16 protein-coding genes are annotated in these 18,079 nt (G+C 35.2%); 7 read left to right on the top strand and 9 right to left on the bottom strand.

What is annotated here, in order from left to right; all coding sequences use genetic code 11:
* Window positions 1-223 precede the first annotated feature (223 nt).
* Window positions 224-760 carry a YceI family protein gene (locus tag AQ616_RS12210; protein ID WP_017796489.1) on the top strand — a complete coding sequence of 179 codons (537 nt, stop codon included), beginning with the start codon at window positions 224-226 and terminating at the stop codon, window positions 758-760.
* An 82-nt stretch (window positions 761-842) separates the two neighbouring features.
* Here the strand turns inward: AQ616_RS12210 and AQ616_RS12205 are convergent, their stop codons facing one another.
* From AQ616_RS12205 to dacB, 5 genes are all read right to left on the bottom strand, one after another.
* Window positions 843-1,739, bottom strand: coding sequence for a VanW family protein (locus AQ616_RS12205; RefSeq protein ID WP_017796488.1), 897 nt, complete (start codon window positions 1,737-1,739; stop codon window positions 843-845).
* A gap of 383 nt (window positions 1,740-2,122) precedes the next feature.
* Entirely contained in the window at window positions 2,123-3,331 is a 1,209-nt protein-coding gene (locus tag AQ616_RS12200; protein WP_017796486.1) for an NAD(P)/FAD-dependent oxidoreductase, read from the bottom strand.
* Between the two features lie 198 nt (window positions 3,332-3,529).
* Complete coding sequence (locus tag AQ616_RS12195) at window positions 3,530-4,285, bottom strand: hypothetical protein (protein ID WP_069685912.1); 756 nt, start codon at window positions 4,283-4,285, stop codon at window positions 3,530-3,532.
* Between the two features lie 214 nt (window positions 4,286-4,499).
* Window positions 4,500-4,907, bottom strand: a complete 408-nt coding sequence (locus AQ616_RS12190) for a Spx/MgsR family RNA polymerase-binding regulatory protein (protein WP_017796484.1) — start codon at window positions 4,905-4,907, stop codon at window positions 4,500-4,502.
* 129 nt (window positions 4,908-5,036) lie between these two features.
* Complete coding sequence (gene dacB, locus AQ616_RS12185; RefSeq protein WP_069685911.1) at window positions 5,037-6,407, bottom strand: D-alanyl-D-alanine carboxypeptidase/D-alanyl-D-alanine endopeptidase; 1,371 nt, start codon at window positions 6,405-6,407, stop codon at window positions 5,037-5,039.
* A 231-nt stretch (window positions 6,408-6,638) separates the two neighbouring features.
* On the opposite strand from dacB, the gene AQ616_RS19260 reads away from it, so the two are divergent.
* The 4 genes from AQ616_RS19260 to AQ616_RS12170 all read left to right on the top strand — a co-directional run bounded on the left by AQ616_RS19260 (window position 6,639) and on the right by AQ616_RS12170 (window position 10,950).
* Window positions 6,639-6,734, top strand: a complete 96-nt coding sequence (locus tag AQ616_RS19260) for a YjcZ family sporulation protein (RefSeq protein ID WP_017796482.1) — start codon at window positions 6,639-6,641, stop codon at window positions 6,732-6,734.
* 178 nt (window positions 6,735-6,912) lie between these two features.
* Window positions 6,913-8,163 carry a DNA polymerase IV gene (locus AQ616_RS12180; RefSeq protein ID WP_026133752.1) on the top strand — a complete coding sequence of 417 codons (1,251 nt, stop codon included), beginning with the start codon at window positions 6,913-6,915 and terminating at the stop codon, window positions 8,161-8,163.
* A 198-nt stretch (window positions 8,164-8,361) separates the two neighbouring features.
* On the top strand, window positions 8,362-8,970 hold the full coding sequence (locus AQ616_RS12175) for a peptidylprolyl isomerase (RefSeq protein ID WP_069685910.1): 609 nt from the start codon (window positions 8,362-8,364) through the stop codon (window positions 8,968-8,970).
* Window positions 8,971-9,264: 294 nt separating this feature from the next.
* Complete coding sequence (locus AQ616_RS12170; RefSeq protein ID WP_069685909.1) at window positions 9,265-10,950, top strand: EAL domain-containing protein; 1,686 nt, start codon at window positions 9,265-9,267, stop codon at window positions 10,948-10,950.
* Between the two features lie 102 nt (window positions 10,951-11,052).
* On the opposite strand, the gene AQ616_RS12165 is transcribed toward AQ616_RS12170, so the two are convergent.
* Window positions 11,053-11,271 carry a twin-arginine translocase TatA/TatE family subunit gene (locus AQ616_RS12165; protein WP_011065764.1) on the bottom strand — a complete coding sequence of 73 codons (219 nt, stop codon included), beginning with the start codon at window positions 11,269-11,271 and terminating at the stop codon, window positions 11,053-11,055.
* Between the two features lie 122 nt (window positions 11,272-11,393).
* On the opposite strand from AQ616_RS12165, the gene AQ616_RS12160 reads away from it, so the two are divergent.
* Window positions 11,394-12,767, top strand: coding sequence for an FAD-binding oxidoreductase (locus AQ616_RS12160; protein WP_069685908.1), 1,374 nt, complete (start codon window positions 11,394-11,396; stop codon window positions 12,765-12,767).
* 188 nt (window positions 12,768-12,955) lie between these two features.
* On the opposite strand, the gene AQ616_RS12155 is transcribed toward AQ616_RS12160, so the two are convergent.
* From AQ616_RS12155 to AQ616_RS12150, 3 genes are all read right to left on the bottom strand, one after another.
* Window positions 12,956-14,563, bottom strand: coding sequence for a M20/M25/M40 family metallo-hydrolase (locus tag AQ616_RS12155; RefSeq protein ID WP_069685907.1), 1,608 nt, complete (start codon window positions 14,561-14,563; stop codon window positions 12,956-12,958).
* Window positions 14,564-14,700: 137 nt separating this feature from the next.
* Window positions 14,701-14,832, bottom strand: coding sequence for a hypothetical protein (locus tag AQ616_RS20090; RefSeq protein ID WP_276206862.1), 132 nt, complete (start codon window positions 14,830-14,832; stop codon window positions 14,701-14,703).
* A 560-nt stretch (window positions 14,833-15,392) separates the two neighbouring features.
* Window positions 15,393-16,430: a lactonase family protein gene (locus AQ616_RS12150; RefSeq protein ID WP_069685906.1), complete on the bottom strand. Its 1,038-nt coding sequence runs from the start codon at window positions 16,428-16,430 to the stop codon at window positions 15,393-15,395.
* Between the two features lie 201 nt (window positions 16,431-16,631).
* On the opposite strand from AQ616_RS12150, the gene AQ616_RS12145 reads away from it, so the two are divergent.
* Window positions 16,632-18,074, top strand: coding sequence for a sodium:solute symporter family protein (locus tag AQ616_RS12145; protein WP_069685905.1), 1,443 nt, complete (start codon window positions 16,632-16,634; stop codon window positions 18,072-18,074).
* The last annotated feature ends 5 nt before the right edge of the window (window positions 18,075-18,079 follow it).

The raw sequence follows: 18,079 nt of genomic DNA, 5'->3' as shown, positions 1-18,079 counted from the left end.
AAACCTTATATTCCATTATTTTCAAATCCCGATGTTTTTGTAACGGCTACCAACCAGTCAGCGTGTTTATTTTAATAGTTATAGGGAAAAATACTAAAAATAGGAAATTACAAACTAATATATTTTTAATTAAAGATACTTGACTTTAATAGTTAATTATTTTACACTTAGTAACATAAAGTAAGTTAGTATAAAATAATCATTATTCGAGAGGATGTTAAGAATGGCAAAAACAAATTGGAATGTCGATCAAGCACATAGTGAAATTGGTTTCTCAGTAAAACACATGATGATTTCAAAAGCGAAAGGTACTTTTGATCAGTTTGAGGCTACTATCGAAGCAGATGTTGAAGACTTAACAGATGCAAAAATTGAATTTGTAATTGATACTAACAGCATCAACACACGTAATAAAGACCGTGATGACCATTTACGCTCTGCTGACTTTTTTGATGCAGAAAATTATCCAAAAATTACTTTTGTAGCGACAGATATAAATAAGACTTCTGGATCTAATTATGAAGTTACTGGTGACTTAACTTTAAAAGGCACTACAAAACCAGTAAAATTAGACGTTTCATTTGAAGGTCAAAGCAAAGATCCAATGAGCGGCTCCACAGTGGCAGGTTTCAGTGGTTCCACTAAGATTAATCGTAAAGAGTTTGGACTTACTTGGAATGCTGCAGTAGAAACTGGTGGCGTACTGGTTGGAGAAGACGTAAATATTAACTTTGAGTTAGAGCTTCACAAAGCTGAATAAGAAATATTAAATAAATACACTAAAATTAATTACCAAAAAACCACATGATTAAGGTTTATATCTTCATTCATGTGGTTTTTCCTCATTCATTTTTTGTCTGTAAATCCATGGTCTCTTTTTTGAAAAGATCAATGTTCTCTGAAGAATAAACGAAAATAGACAACTTCCCTTTTTCCGACCTTGCCCTAATTAATAACGGCTCATTATATAAATTTTTAAATGCAAAGTCAGGTCCCCACCAACTTACCGTTGCATCTCTTCCTGGAGGAACATAAGGAACTCTCTTACTATGTGCATACCTTTCTGTTATCTGTATTCCCTTTAAATCAACTGCATTAAATAATGTTGATGATACCTGACATATTCCCCCTCCAATATCTTCATCTAGCTCACCTTTGATAATAACAGGAGCTTTTTGATATCCCCTTTCTCTTGTACGTTCCCCAACAGTATCATTAAATGAAAAGACTTCTCCCGGAAACAATACTGTATTATTTATCGACTCTGTAGCTAACTTAATATTATTTGCTCGCTGTTTATTACTTTCACGAAATGTAGTAGTATAAAATCCAATTTGTTTTTGACTAATTTCTCGTAATAGTGCATGATTAACCCTAGCATGAATAGGGCGTGTCGGGACTGTTATTTTGTCAGTATTTTTCGTGTAATAAATTTGATAAATAAGCTCTAAGAACCTTTCTCGATCTAGAGTATAACCTTCTTTTTCTATTTTTAGTTGCCCAGCGGAATCATAGTAAGCGTCTTTTGGTTCTGTGTACACTTCATTTTGTAATTCATCCATAAATGAATATAACTTCTGTAAATTCAAAAATCCTTCATTTCCTAAAAGCTGATATTGATTTAAATCCAAATTCCCACGTTCTCTTTCATCAATATACAGTTCAATAATTCCAGCATTTGTTACCTTAGGAACCATAATTATAAGACAAATAAAAAAAATCATACAATATACCTTCATTTCATACCACCTCAAATGTAGTATGCGATTTCCATCATGTTCTATGTAAAAATACTGCTAGCAATAAAGAGAAACATTATCCAGTTTGGAGGTTTTTTGTTCTTCCTCGTCCTTTCACTCAAATTTTAACGTTTTGAAGTGCGAGTATTACTGACTATCATGTATGCAAGGTAAAAAAAGAGGCTTAACAGGAAATTTATCCTGTTAAGCCTCTTTTTTTATCTAAAATCACGATTGTCTTCTAAATACTCACTTGCAGCTCTATACCCTACTAAAGCTGTCACGACAAGTAAAAGATAGCAAAATAATTTTCTCATATTTAACCTTACCTCCCTATGGAGCTTTTTATCATTATTTGATTTTATTATAGAGCTTTTTAACAGTTAGAAAGGACGGAATTTACCTTTCTTCAGTAGCACTTTTGGTCCACCTACAAGGAATAGTGAACGGTCGTCAACAACTTTTTTCATTGCAGCCGCAGATTTCCCTCGAAGTTTGTTACCGTTTAACACATTACCAATACCATCTGATAATCCTAGAGAAGCTACAGTACCTTTATTACTGTAAACAAAATCTTGGATTGGTTGATTGCGAATAAGAGCTGAAATATTTTCTGCTACTTGAGCACCCTCTTGAGTTGCTAATTGTCCAGTTGGTGGATACGGGCGGCCAGTCTCCTGATCCAATGTCCATGAGCAATCACCTACGATAAATACGTTTTCTTCCCCTTCAGGTCGAAGATCTGGACCTACATTAACCTTACCTTTAAATAACTCATAACCAGATTTAGCAAGTACAGGGTTACCTGTTACTCCACCGGTCCATACAACCGTACCAGCTTTAATTAATTCTTTATCATCACCAACTATGAATCCTTCTTCCGTGCACTCTTTAATTGGTGCTCCAATGCGGAATTCTACTCCACGATCTTCTAAGGCTTTCTTCGCATAAGATACTAGATCGTCATCAAATACCGGTAGGATAGAAGGTGCAGCCTCAACGTTAATAATTCTTGCCTTACTGCGGTCAATATCATATTTTTGACATAGTTCTGGAACCTTATCAGCTAATTCACCAACAAATTCTATACCAGTGAATCCGCCACCACCAACTAGAATAGTTAATTGATCATCATTTTTATTCTCATCTGTGGAATACTGAGCAAACTGATACTCAATATGTTCTGCAATATGACGACTAGAATCAATATCTGTAATTGCAAATGCGTGCTCGTCCATTCCTGGGATTCCAAATGTGTTAGAAACAAATCCTAATGCAAAAACTAAGTAATCATAGCTCACTTCACTGTTATCTAGAATAACACGTTGTTCATCCCGATTCACCTCAGTTACAGTGTCATAAATTAAACGAACGCGCTTTGGATTAACAGCATCAGTTAACATAAAACGAGCTTGGTTCGGATTAATCGTACCTGCTGCTACTTCATGTAGCCATGTGCTCTCGTAATGATAATTATGTTTGTTAATAAGTACAATTTCAGCTTCATCTGCTGATAATTTTTGTGTTAAACGTCTTGTTGCAACAAGTCCTGCATAGCCAGCTCCAAGTACAACAACTTTTGGCTTACTCATAAATCATTTTCATTCCTTTCCATCATTCTATAAATAACATAAAAGTAGTATAAGCGCTATCATCTATAGTAATTCATTCTACAAACGTATAGAAACTTATTACTCCATAAAAATATAATATCAAATTTTTTTAGAATAGGCTAATTTTCCTTATTAATATTGTAAATATCGTTTAATACGACTTACATATATTATTCTTTATTTAGAAGTTTGAGGGCGAGGGTTTGGATCCTGCCCACCATCCCCAGGTTCATTTTCTTGTTCAGGGTCTTCTACTTGATCTGGATCCTTCTCTTCTTCATTATCACCATCTGGCGCTTCCTCTTTTGGGGGAATATCCGGGTTTGGTTCACTAGTTCCGTTTTCTCCATCTTTCTCGCCTTCTGGTTTTTCTTTTTGATCAGTTTTATCCTTGTTTTCTCCCTTTTCTTCACCCTTGCCTTTATTTTTATCAGTACCAGTATTCGAGTCATTGTTTTTCGGTTTAGTATCATCTTTTTTCTCAGCGTTAGGAGATGATGACGTTGTTTCCTTCACATTACTAGACCCCGAACGGTTACTTTCATTACTAGAACTAGCAGAATGGGTTTCAATGGTAACCTGTTTGTTGGATTGATTCAAATTACTATTATGTGTATTACCAGTCGGCACTTCCACTTCGTCACCTTCTGTTGACGCTTCTTTTACATTTCCAGAATTTAACACGAATGATCCATTATCTCCTCGTTCTAATAAATTGCGTGGTTTATATATCTCTTTTCCTGAAAAGACAACTTTTTTACTTAATTGAGATAGTCCGGATATTTGCGTGGATTGATTCTCTCGTTTGCTTTTGCTAATAGATGGTTGTTCTTCTTCCGTTGTTGCGTTCACTCTTGAAATCCCAATAATAACAACGACCATAAAGACAAAAAGGATCCCGAGATTTACAAAAAGTAATTTTTTATTCCTCACATCTTTCCGCTCCTATTTTAGACTATATGTATATATCTAGTTGCACTCTTTCCTATTGTAAGCCTAAATCGCCATTTTTTTCAAATCTTTTTTTCAGATTCGACATCTATAAAAAAATTTTGTTTAAGAGGTGCAGTCTCCGCTTCCTTTTCACCCAAAAAAAAAGGATGAAAAACCGCTTCTACGATTCTTCATCCCTTTTTATTTACTTACATTAGCCCTTTACGAGCCCTAAATCTAATTTCCACTGCAACCATAAATGTTCCCTTGTCTTTCTTGGCAGGAATTGTCGTATATCGTCCTCGTGATAACCTACTTGAAAACGTTTTTCATCCATTAATATCGGACTTTTTAATAATCTGGGGTGTTCGTGGATTAATTCTAACAAGGTCTGTAATGGTAATTCTTCCAAGTTTAAATTAAGTTCCTTAAATATTTTTGAACGTGTAGAAATAATCTCATCTGTACCTTCTACCGTCATCCGTAAAATTTCTTGTAATTCGTTAATTGTTAAAGGTTGTCTTAATATATTTCTTTCTTTATAAGCTATTCCGTGTTTTTTAAACCATTGTCGAGCTTTTCTGGTTGATGAACAAGATGCTCCATATATATTGACTGTCATGTTCATTCTCCTTATTTTTTTGACATTCTAAAAAGGACATCTAGTATCCTACATCTAAACCTTATCACTGAAATGTGGTAAAATTATGGTAAAGTAGTGGAAAATTATTTCACTACTATTTTTTACTCACTATACCTTTGCACTATCATGTGCATGTATGTAAGCGATTATTTCATCCTCAATCTCTTTACCTATTTCTTCATCAATTAAATTATTCAACAAGATCGAGAAGATCACCCTTTGCTCAGTCTTCACATTAATATACCCAGATAAAGTACTTACTCCTTCTATTGTTCCGGTCTTCGCTTTGACAGAAAATCCTTTCATACGTTCTCGTAAAGTCCCGCCCACCATTCGATTTTGCTCGCCTGCTACAGGTAGAGTATCTAACAGCAAAGGAAACCATTTTTCCGATTGAATTCGATATAATAATTTGGACAACTCATTTGCGGGTAACAAATTACTGTGCGAGATTCCTGAACCGTCCTTAATTTGCAATGTTTCCATATTTACTCCATAGGATTGAATTTGTTCTTTTACTACCTTTAATCCTGCATCCCATGTACCTTCTCCATATACAAAACGCCCCATTTCTTTTACAAGTATTTCTCCAATTCCATTATTACTTAATTTCATAAATGGAATTAAGATCTCTGCTAATTTTGGAGAAGAATGTTTACATATACACATGGTGTTGTTTGGAACGGCTTTTCCTGTTTTAGATTTTCCTTTAATCGTTATTCCCATTTCTTTTAATGTTTGAACAAATGTATCTACTACATAATCCGTCGATCTCCATACAGCCATCCATTCTTGCCTTACATCATGATCAATACCGATGTTTCCTTTCATATAAATATGGTTACCACCATGTTCTCTAGTAATACACAATTCTTCTTCTTCAGCTTGAGCTACGGTAACCGCATGGTTCTCTATGGTGACATAAGATGTGTTAGGATATAGTCGATATTGAGGTGGTTCACCCAATTGACTCGGTTGAATAATAATTTTTACAGATCCAGTATCATAATCCTCGTCAGGCGATATTGTTAATGCTGATACTTCCGCTCCATAATAATATTGTGCATCCGACCAAATTAAATCTTCCGATAAACGTATATCATCGTACCATGTATCATCCCCAATAATTCTACCTGTAATTGTTCTGATACCATACTTGTAGAGAATAGCTGCAAACTTCTGATAATCATTAATTTGCAAGGTAGGATCACCTTTGCCAACGATATAGACATCTCCTTCCCACACATCCCCAACAAGTTTTCCGTCCAATCTTATCTCCGTCGAAAATTTATAGTCCGGTCCTAATATTCGTAAAGCAGCTACAGCAGTTAGGATCTTCATATTCGAAGCTGGATGCAGTCGAATATCTCCATTATGACTTAGATAAATATCTCCCGTGTCTGCAGAACGAATACTAAGACCAAGTATCCCACCTGCCCATTTTTTCTGTTTACTGATATATGTTAAAAGCTCTTCCATTACTCCCACTCCTGTTCTCAAGTGAAAAACATACCTTTATTTAATTATATTTCTACAGAAACCAATGAGATTCCTTTTTAATCGTAAACTTATGCGGGTCTTAATTCATATGGTGCTAAACGGATGATCTACACTTTTCTTGTAATTTTTATGTCCATGACTAGTGAATCGGCCCTCCCTGTTCTTTATTTCCGCACATATAATAGCCATATATCGTAGGAGGTGGTAAGTATGAGCGAATATGAAAAACGTGGTGAATTTGGCTTTACTTTTTTGGTAGTATTATTTATTTTGCTTATCATTGTCGGCGGCTCTTACTGGTACTAGTAAAATCGAACCCCTCTTCATGATTAAAAATTCTTTCCTCCTCTCGTATGTCGGATTGAAGGATGCTTCCTGCATCCTTTTTTTATTTCTTGTTATTTCCCTGTAACAAATTTCCATTGTTATTTTTTATTGTTCTAACATATAATAGAACATACGTTCTTATGAAAGGGTGATAATCATGGATTATTCCAGTTATCCACGTAATGATGTTCTATGTATCGACATGCGTTCATTTTATGCGAGCGTGGAAGCAGTCAAACTCAATTTAGATCCAATGAAAGTAATGCTTGCTGTTGTTGGCGATCCAAATCGATCAGGGAGTATTGTACTTGCCGCTTCTCCTGAGTTAAAGCGACGTTATGGAATAAGTAATGTAAGTCGTTTTTTTGAATTACCAGATGACCCGGAAATTCATATTGTCCCTGCCCATATGGCGGATTATATACACATGTCTTTACAAATTACTGATTTACTGCAGCAATATGCACCTTTGGAAGCTATTCATCCTTATTCTGTAGACGAAGTGTGGATTACAGTCAACGGTTTACAACACTTATTTGGAACGCGAGAAGAAATCGCGAAAAAAATTAAAGCGGATATTTTAGATTCCTTTGGCATTACTTGTTCCATTGGAATTGGAGATAATAAATTTTTAGCTAAAGTTGTCATGGATCTTCATGCAAAGAAACAAGGAATTGCAGAATGTACGTATGAAGATGTAGAAGAAAAACTTTGGCCTCATCCGATTGAATCCATCTGGGGAATTGGTGGACGAATGAAGCGAAATTTGAATCGAATGGGAATTATTACGTTAGGTCAGCTTGCTAATTATAATCTTGACCATTTAAAGAAACGATTCGGAGTAATGGGGGAGCAACTTTATTGGCATGCGTGGGGAATTGATTTAAGTCCTGTGTTCGGAGATTTTTCAAAACAAGAACAAAAGGGTTTTGGCCATGGTATATCTTTGCTACGCGATTATACAAAAGAAGATATTCCTTACTGTATTCTCGACCTCTGCGAAGAAGTATGTCGAAGAGCACGTACAGCAAATAAATCAGGTAGGACCATTCATTTAGGAATTTCTTATTCAAAAGAAACCGGCGGAGGATTTTCTCGATCACAATCCATTGATCTTCCAACAAACATTACCTTAGATGTCTATGATATTTGCATGCAGCTATTTAATAAATTTTACGATGGTAAAAGTATGGTTCGTCACGTATATGTAACACTAACCAACCTTAGAGACAAGCAAGAAACACAGCTGGATTTATTTGAAGATCGTACAAAGAAAAATGATATTGGATATGTCATGGATGCAATCCGTGATAAATATGGATCCACTTCCATCCTTCGTGCATCAAGTTATACCCAAGCTGGGATCACTATCGAACGAAGCAAAAAAATTGGTGGGCACTACGCTTAATATAAAGCGAAACTTCATTTAGTGAGATACTACTATCCCATACATACGGGATAAACTAAAGCACATTCTAAATTCCAATCATGTAAAAATCCATGCTATAATGACATTAAAGTGAGACTATGTAAGCAATATTTATCCAAGTGTTAGCGTCCGTCATCACATACATTGGACAATTATTAAAGATAAAGGAGAACTAAAATGAAGCAAAGATATCTATTTATACTAATACTAATGATTACTTTTCTTTTATCAGCATGCTCTGATACTGAAGAAACACCGAGCGAAGATACTCAATCGGATGATAACCCGATAGCTACAATTACAATGGAAAATGGACAAACTATTACCATAGAACTTTATCCCGATATTGCTCCTAACACAGTAACTAATTTTATTTCTCTAATTGAAGATGGATTTTATGATGGATTAACTTTCCACCGAATTGTCCCCGAGTTTGTTATCCAAGGTGGCGATCCTGAAGGAAATGGAACTGGAGGACCTGGATACTCTATCCCCGGAGAATTCACTTCGAATGGATTTGAAAATAACTTAGTCCACGAACGTGGAGTACTTTCAATGGCTAGAAGTCAACACCCTGATTCTGCAGGATCTCAATTCTTTATTGTTTTAGACAAAGCCGACCATCTCGATGAAGATTATGCAGGGTTTGGAAAAGTCACGGAAGGCATGGAGACCGTAGATAATATTGTAGAACAAGGAACTTCTGAAGAAGAAGTATCAACCATAAAACAAATCACTGTAGATACCAAAGGACAAAACTACGGAGAGCCAGAAAAAACAGAATAAAATATATCTATAAGCACGGCTTTAGCTAACTCGGAAAAGAAAGTCACTTTTCCGTACGAATCTTCAGCTCGTGCTTTTCCCATAGAGTGAGACCCTTTCATTCTATAATTGTCCGCCCTGTTTTCGCTGCAGAAGAAATTATGCGTCAATAATCTTTTCAACTCTATTATTAACGAACCACTCTGAATGATATTCTACCATGAAAATATTTCATATTTTTCGTCAATTTCCATAGCTATGCATAATCAAATCTAGTAAAATAGAGTTTACATATACATAAGAGAGGTATTCTTCATGAATGAAAAAAGAAAACATTATTTAACTGATAGTAAGGTACAATCCGCCATAGATCAGACAACCATGTTTTCCATCATAGATGTAAATGGGGATTTAATTTATGCGAATGATTCTTTTTGCAAGCGACTAAATTACTCAGAAGAAGACTTATTCGATAAACCTTTTAATCGATTACTAAAGTCCCCTTTCCACTTCCATATAGTAGAAGAACATGAAAAAGAAGCTATTTGGAAAGAAGAAATTCAAATCCAAACAAAGGACGATACAACTTGTTGGTTTGATGCAGCAACGGTACCTTATTATGATCAATTTGGGAATCTAGAAAAAATGGTAACGACTTACTACGACATCACTGCACGAAAACATCATGAGCAATATATCGAAGGAATTGCATATACGGATTATTTAACGAAGTTACCGAATCAGAATCAACTCTATCATTGGGTAGATAATCAACAAATTAATATAAATGATGTAAAGGCCATATTATATATTTCTTTAGACAGGTTCAAACAAATCAATGAAACATTCGGTAAACGTATTGCGGATAAAGTAATCACGATGGTAGCAGAACGATTGCAAAATTTCCAAACGAAAGAAAACTTTCTTTTTCGTAAAGATGGAGATGAATTTGTTGTAATTGTAAAAGAAGAATTAGACCAAGAAGAATGCATGGCGAAAGCAGAGAATATCGTTAATAAATTACGTATTCCGTATAAAATACAAGATAGACAAATTTCATTAACAGTTAGCATTGGGATTAATTTCCCCTACAAATCAACTTATACAAATGGACATTCAAAATATGATGGGATAGAAACTTCCTTAAAACAAGCAAGAAAAGCAATGGTTCTCGCTAAAAAGAACGGCGGAAATCGGTATTGTATACATACTAATCAGCAGAAAAAAACTCTAGAACGTGGTTATTTGATAGATTTAGAATTAAAAGAAGCTTTAGCTCGTGAAGAATTTAGCATCATGTATCAACCAATTATTAATTTGAAAAGTCATAAAGTAGTAGGGGCAGAAGCATTATTACGATGGAATAATCGAGAATTTGGTTTTGTTTCGCCGAGTGAGTTCATACCAAAATTAGAGGAATCCGGAATGATTGTTCCTGTCGGCAAATGGATATTAGAAAATGTATGTAGAAGAATGAAATCTTGGCAAGAAAAAGGATTACTTATGCAACGCATTTCCGTAAATGTGTCTCCAATACAATTTAAAGATAAGTACTTTGTACAAGATGTGAAAGGAATTCTAAATAAAACAATGCTAGATGCCTCATATCTCGAGATTGAAATAACAGAAGGTACCATTCTTAATTTAGAAAGTTCGATGATGACAATTTTAGAATTAAAAAGCTTAGGAATGCATGTATCTATCGATGATTTTGGAACTGGCTATTCATCCTTAAGTTATCTGAAACAGCTTCCTATTGATACATTAAAAATTGATAAGTCGTTTATCGATGACCTTGATCGCGATGGAGAAATTATCACAAATACAATTATTAATATGGGTAAAAACTTGCATTTTCGAATTATTGCTGAGGGAATAGAAAGTGAAAAACAACTCGAATACTTGAAAAGTCAACAATGTCATGAAGGACAAGGGTATTTCTTTAGTAAACCTGTTCAACCAAATGAAATAATGACAATGCTGCTTCAGCAATCATCATAAAGAGAAACTTCATTCAGTAGGGGTTTTCATACATAACAGTAGTTAGAATCTTCAATTAAAAAGACGCTTAGTATAATCACTGGTAAGCGTCTTTTTTCACTACTATTTATTATTATTGGAAGAAGATTGATTTAACTGCTTCTCATTTTTTTTATCTTTCTGTTCTTCCTCATCCATCATACTATTCGCAGAAGATTTAAACTCACGTAGAGTTTGTCCGGCAGCTTTTCCAATTTCAGGTAACTTTTTAGGTCCAAAAATGATTAAAGCGATAACAATTATTAAGATTAGACCCGGTATACCTATATTTGCGATACCCATAGGATATCACCTCCATCCTGTCCATATTATAAACCTTTTTTCAATATTTTTAAACACTTACTTGCTATACAATTAATTAGTCAGGCATAGAATTTTATAACTACTAAAAAGGAGTGCTCTACATGGAAACAACCATTACTTCCTTGATAGAAGAATTGAGCAAACACTTAGAAATATCGCAAATCACACAAAACGAAACGCTGTTAGAACAACATAGCAAAGATGAATCTTACCATGTACCTCATAAGCCATTAGCAGTCGTATTCCCAAAAAATACAATAGATGTCCAACACATAACGAGATGCTGCTCACAATATGAAGTACCAATCTATCCTTTTGGTGTTGGTTCAAGTTTGGAAGGTCATGTGATTCCAAATGATCCAGGAATTTCGGTAAACTTCTCGTTAATGAACAACATCCTAGAGATTAATCCAGAAGATCTAATTGTAAGAGTACAACCAGGCGTTACCCGTACGCAGTTAGAAAAGGAACTGAAAAAGTATGGTTTATTCTTTCCTGTTGATCCCGGAGCTGATGCGACACTTGGAGGAATGGCCGCTACAAATGCAAGTGGTACACTAACCGTAAAATATGGGACTATGCGAGATAATGTACGAACAATGGAAGTGGTCCTTGCAAACGGCACCACGATTCAAACAGGTACAAAAGCTGCAAAGTCTTCTTCTGGTTATCATCTAAATGGCTTGTTTGTTGGTTCAGAAGGAACATTAGGGTGCATCACCGAACTCACGTTAAAAGTTTTCGGTATTCCAGAACATATCGCTGCCGGAAGAGCTACCTTCCCTACCGTACATCAAGCTATTGAAGCAGTAGTTTCCGTACTTCAAGCAGGAATTCCAATTGCGAGAATAGAGATAGTCGATGAAGATTCTATTTTACAAGTCAATCAATATAGCGAACTAGACCTTTCGATAGAACCTACCTTATTCGTTGAATTTCATGGAAACAAAGCTGGACTTGCAGAAGATATGGCATTTACAGAACAACTATTTGAAGATTTTGATTGTACAAATATCACCTTTGAATCTGACACTGCAGCTAGAAACCAACTTTGGGAAGCTAGACATAATCTAGCATATGCATATGTGCATGGCTATAAAGGTAGGAAAATGATGATTACCGATGTTTGCCTGCCAATCTCTTATCTAGCAGATGCGATATCACATGCTAGGTTAATGCTAGATACCTATGGGCTACCTGGTGGCATTACAGGACATGTCGGTGATGGTAATTTTCATATTGTCTTGATGTTTGATCAACATGACGAGCAAGAAGTCCAATACGCTCAAGAACTAAATGAAAAAGTTGTAGCTTATGCTTTAGAACGAGGCGGTACCTGTACTGGCGAGCATGGAGTCGGGACTGGCAAGAAAAAGTATCAGCAACAAGAACATGGAGAGGCCTTAACTGTAATGAGACAATTAAAACAAGCTCTCGATCCAAACCAAATCATGAATCCGAATAAAATATTTTAAAAAAGGTCTTGAAATCAATATAAGAACTAGCAAAAAATGTGAGCTACTTTCCTCAGGCATGTATGCTTCAGCTTACCTTGAAAATGTTTTTCAAAGATAAGCGTTGGGCTTATACACCCTTCGGAGTCGCTCACATTTTAGTGCCAAATGTTATTGTTCGATATTGCTTATCCAGTTTTTATCATTGGTTATTTTTTTGAAATATATCCTATCAATTCTCTGAGCATCTTTGGGAACTGTTCAAACGCATTAACAGTATGCAATCTTTCCGTACGTTTATGTGCATCATATCCAAATGGTCCTACGTTAATTACTGGTGCCCGTAGCTGACTCATCTCATCAAAAGGAAGATGGTACGTATCCCCCCAAACTGGTGTATTGTGTTCATATTCTTCCCATCCAACAAGATCCTCCGAATAATTCACATAACTTAAATCGCATATACCATTTAAGTAATGAACCTGTTTAATATCCAACTGAAAATCTTCTTTTGCTTTTTCAGTTAAAAATGTCGTACATTCTTGTACTAACTTATTGTCTGAAGAGTTCACTGCTGGATAATACGGTGGCGCAAATAAGATAATCATCGCTGGTGCCAATTCTTGACAACGAATCATTAATTGATCGGTAATTCGAAGCGATTTTTCTCTATCATCCCATTCATCATTATAATAAATATCGGCTTTAATCTCTTGAATGATAGATTCACCTAGTTTATCTGTAGCATATTCTAATAAATCCTTATAGCGAATTACTTTTACCTTTCCTATCGGTGGTACCACTTGTTGTCTACAAATTTCATTATAGGCTGCTGTACACTTATTTGCAGCTTCAATCGCTACTTTCTCAAATAAGTCAAAAGCTTCTGAAGTACTTCGTTCCATCAAAAATAAATTATAAAGCGCAGAAGAGCGGTATGGTGTCTGGGTCGAATAATGTAAACGCAGATCGGTTTGTTGTAACGTGACCGGTAATGGTGTAGACTCGCCTCTTACCGTTTCTCTAAATTTTGAATTCCATTCCATTTCTTGCGTCAGATATGAAGCCATATAAGGCGATGTCATGCCACTTAAAGGCTCTCCAGCATGTGTCTCTTTACCATAAAATAAAGCAGCTGCTAGTACCTTCCCAATAGTACCCGTATAAATATAATGCGAATTATCCGTTGGCTCTTGTCGAAACGTCGGTTCACTATTTAAAAATAAAGTGTATGTAAAACCATACTTTTTCTGTAACTCAACCAACACTGGTACTGCATAACGCATACCAGATGAATTCACCTCTTCATCCGGAACTGTTAATAGGACAAGATTAATTGGCCACTCTTCTATACTAGCTTGCTCAATTAAGCTCATATGCATAACTAGCCCCATCTTCATATCCATGGTTCCGCGACCAAATAAAAAAGCTTCCGATTCCAAATCTTGGTGAATCTCAAACGGTAACTCTTCCTTTTTTTCCATATATAATTTAGTAAGTTCTTCCGGTTGTGTAGCGAGCGGTTCCATAGATCCGTATTCTTCTGTATTAACAGTGTCAAAATGACTAATAAGACAAATCGTTTGTGTAGCATCTGGATGCTTATAGATAGCGGTTAATAATTTTCTACGCTCATCTGCGTCATGCAAAGATAAGCGATCTGGATATTGGTGAAAATAATCTAAATCCTGTAACTTGGCATAAAGTTTCATTGGGAATTGCCGTTCCCCTTCAGAAAACGTAATACTTTTCCAACTGACTAATTCATTTAGTAAAGTCCTTAATTGACTAGGGCTATTCCATTGTAATGTTGTCATGTAAAACCCCCCATTTCCCCTTGTTTCTATAGTTATTATTATAGCAGGTAAAAGACTGATTTACATGTTTTTTCAGAAGATAGCAAATACATTAATGCTCATAAATAAGTCTATAAAGCTAATTAGTATCGTATTTGTTAGCTACTCTCATCGTCCTTTTTAATATTCTGAATTTCCTTCAACCCAACTTTCACCAATAGTTTTCTTGCTCCTATATTTTTCTCAGTGGTTTCCGACTCTAAGAATAATACTCCTTGATTTCTAGCCACGTAAATATATTCGTTCTCTTTCATTATTTACACCTTATAAAAAACAATTGTGTATTATTCTTACAAGTTAAAAAAACAACCTACTCCAAGAAGGACAAGGTTGCCGTGGGCGCTTGTATGAACAAGTTAATAAAATGTATTTATTCCATGGTTAAGAACAATACAAAGTACGATTACTCGTACGCAATCTCAATGGACCGTTAATATCATAATGAATTATCATTAAAAAAGAAAGACTTGAGGTCTATTACCCATGCCTAAATAATTGATTTTCATTAAAAAAGTAACAGGAAAAACTCTTGACTACTCGTATTTCAAAAGTCGTATGATAGCTAGAATCAGCACAAGAAATATACGGAGACTCCTTGAAAATCAAAATCGATTTTCTGCGTGCGATGCAATGCTGTCAAGGTCTTCCTTGTCCTGTGGGAGTGAGACCCCGGATTGCGGAGCACCGGAGGCTCATCAGCTGCCCACGGAAAGCGATATTTCTAAAGCGGGTTTTCAAAACCTATTCATTCTTATTTAACTTTTGTAATCATCTCTTTTTTATGATTAAGTTATAAGAATTTCACACACACTACTTCAGGTACTTCAATTTCGCTATTTGTTGGAGATAACTTCCCGGTTGCAGTATTACGTTGAAATAAAACAATATTTCCACTATGTTGATTAGATGCAATAAGGAATTGTTCTGTTGGATCCAAGACGAAGTCTCGTGGCCATTCGCCTCCAGATGGTGTGATTTCCACCAATGTTAACGTTCCTGAACTGTCATCAACGGAAAATACAGCAATACTGTTATGTCCTCTATTTCCTGTATATATAAATTTACCATCTGAAGAAATATGAATCGCACTGGCATCATTCGTATCCTTAAAAGATTCAGGAATCGCTTTGATCGTTTGTTTTTGTTTAAATTGTCCTGTTTTTTTATTATAATCAAGAACAATTACTTCTGAACTTAATTCCGTTAACAAATATGCCACAGGTTTATCCGGGTGAAAGACAATATGGCGTGGACCGCTTCCAGGTGCAACATTTAATGTACTTACATGGGATAAAGAATCCCCTTCTATGCGATAAGTGACAAGTTCATCTGTACCTAGATCTGCCACAACTACATAACTTCCATCTGGTGTAAATCCTGTATAGTGGACATGTGGTTTTTCCTGTCTTTTATGAGGGCCGTTGCCTTCATGCTTTAAAAATTTACCTTGTTCTAGTTGAGCATTATTTAAGAGATGTACTCCGATATCTCCTTTATGGTAGTTACCAGTAACCAATACTTCACCGCGCACATCAAGATGACATGGCGGGGCACCTTCAACTAACTGACCATTTATCAACTTTAACTCTCCACATTCTGAAGAGACGTTAAAAGATTGAACGCCCCCCATTTCTCCTTCTTGCGCTATCGAATAAAGATGTTTTTGATCATCGGATATCGTCAAATACGTCGGGTTGTCTATTCGTGCTGCTAATTCTAATTTCTCTAATTGTTTTGTCTCAGTATTTAATAAAAAACGATAAATACCTTTGCTGGCTTTTCTAGTATACGTGCCCGCAAAACCTATAAACGTTTTATTTTCTCCCATATTAACGCCTCCCTGAAATCAATAAATAAATACTGTTAAAATTAATCTTGTGTCTATCGTAAACTTTTTCTCAATAATGTTCTAGTAATTATGCTTGAATTCTTTTTCTTCGTTTGGTTTAATAACAACATATCTTTTTTCTTATAGTAAGAAAAATTATTTTCCCAAATACAGATTAATTAATGAAGGAGAATTATAAATATGACATGGTATATTAGTTATATAGTCTTATATTTCATTCTCATGTTCACCATGGGGATTTATTATTTTTTTAAAGTAAAGACTTACGACGAATATCTAATCGGGGGATGGAATACTAATTTCTGGCCAATTGTCGGTACAATTATAAGTACATGGTGTGGAGCAGCTGTGTTTATCGGTTGGGTTGGTATGGGTTTCACTGTAGGACTCTCAGGTTATTTTAAATTTGCTTTACCGGGAATTCTATTTTGTCTCTTACTAATCATAGCTTTTGCTGGTCCACTAAGACGTCAACGACTTTACACTATAGCAGACTTATTCGGAGAACGTTTTGGAGGAAAATCAGGAATTATCCCATCCGTTCTATCAGCTTTCATATATTCCGTTCCCACATTAGCTCTACAAATGGTGGGAATGTCATCAATTTTTACAATTATACTCGGAATTGATGTAAATACAGGTATAGCACTTTCATTCATTTTAATAGTGTCATTTACTATCTTAGGTGGATTACCAGCAACTATAATTACGGATGCAATTCAATCCATTATTGTGATCATTGGAATTATTGTATTAGCTTTATCAAGTATAAATTTTGCTGGAGGATTTGAAAATATTATAGCAAATACACCTTCTGATTACATATCTCCTCTTGGAGCTGAAGGACTTGGGAGTATATTACTTTATGCATTGTCAGTAGGTCCGTTTTATTTAATTTGGCAATCAACTTGGCAACGAATATTTGCTTCCAAAAGTGAAAAGATAGCGAAAAAAGCAGGAATAACAGGGTTCATTATTGCCGGGTTGATCTCCATATTACCCTATACCATAGGAGTAATAGCAAGACAATACGTACCTAAAGATATGAATCCGGATTTAATCTTTTCATATATAACTGCAGAATTACTACCTCCTTCAATAGGGGGAATTGTTTTTATAGGTTTACTAGCTGCTTTAATGACTGGCGCTACTTCATTTATTTTACAAGGTAGTTCAAACCTAACTAGAGACTTATACCAACGTATGGTACGGCCTAATGCAAATAATAAACAACTTATGCTTTCGGCAAGAATCTCAGTTATTATAATTTCCTTACTTGGTCTTATAGCAGCATATTTTGTTACTAATATTGAAACAGCATATCAATGGGCATTACGATTATCTGCAACTGTTTTAGTATTTCCTTTCCTTGCAGTTATGTTCTGGCAGAGGGTCACTAAAAAAGGTATGATATGGAGTATGATAGCTGCACTAATAGCAACGATGTCATGGCCATATTTAGGATTAAATATTGACCATACTATTTTCGGATTTAGTGTATCTATTTTAACATTAGTTATAGTTAGTTTATTAACTAAGCATGATGATTCTGAACAAGTAAGAGCTGTTTACTGGAATGATCTTGATTCAGCAAATACTAAAGAAACAAAATCTAATTTATAAAGGAG

This window comes from Oceanobacillus sp. E9 (assembly GCF_001741975.1).
In the GTDB taxonomy this organism is placed as follows: domain Bacteria; phylum Bacillota; class Bacilli; order Bacillales; family Amphibacillaceae; genus Oceanobacillus; species Oceanobacillus kimchii.
Note: the sequence above shows the minus strand (reverse complement) of the source record. Positions and strands in the feature narration are given on the sequence as shown.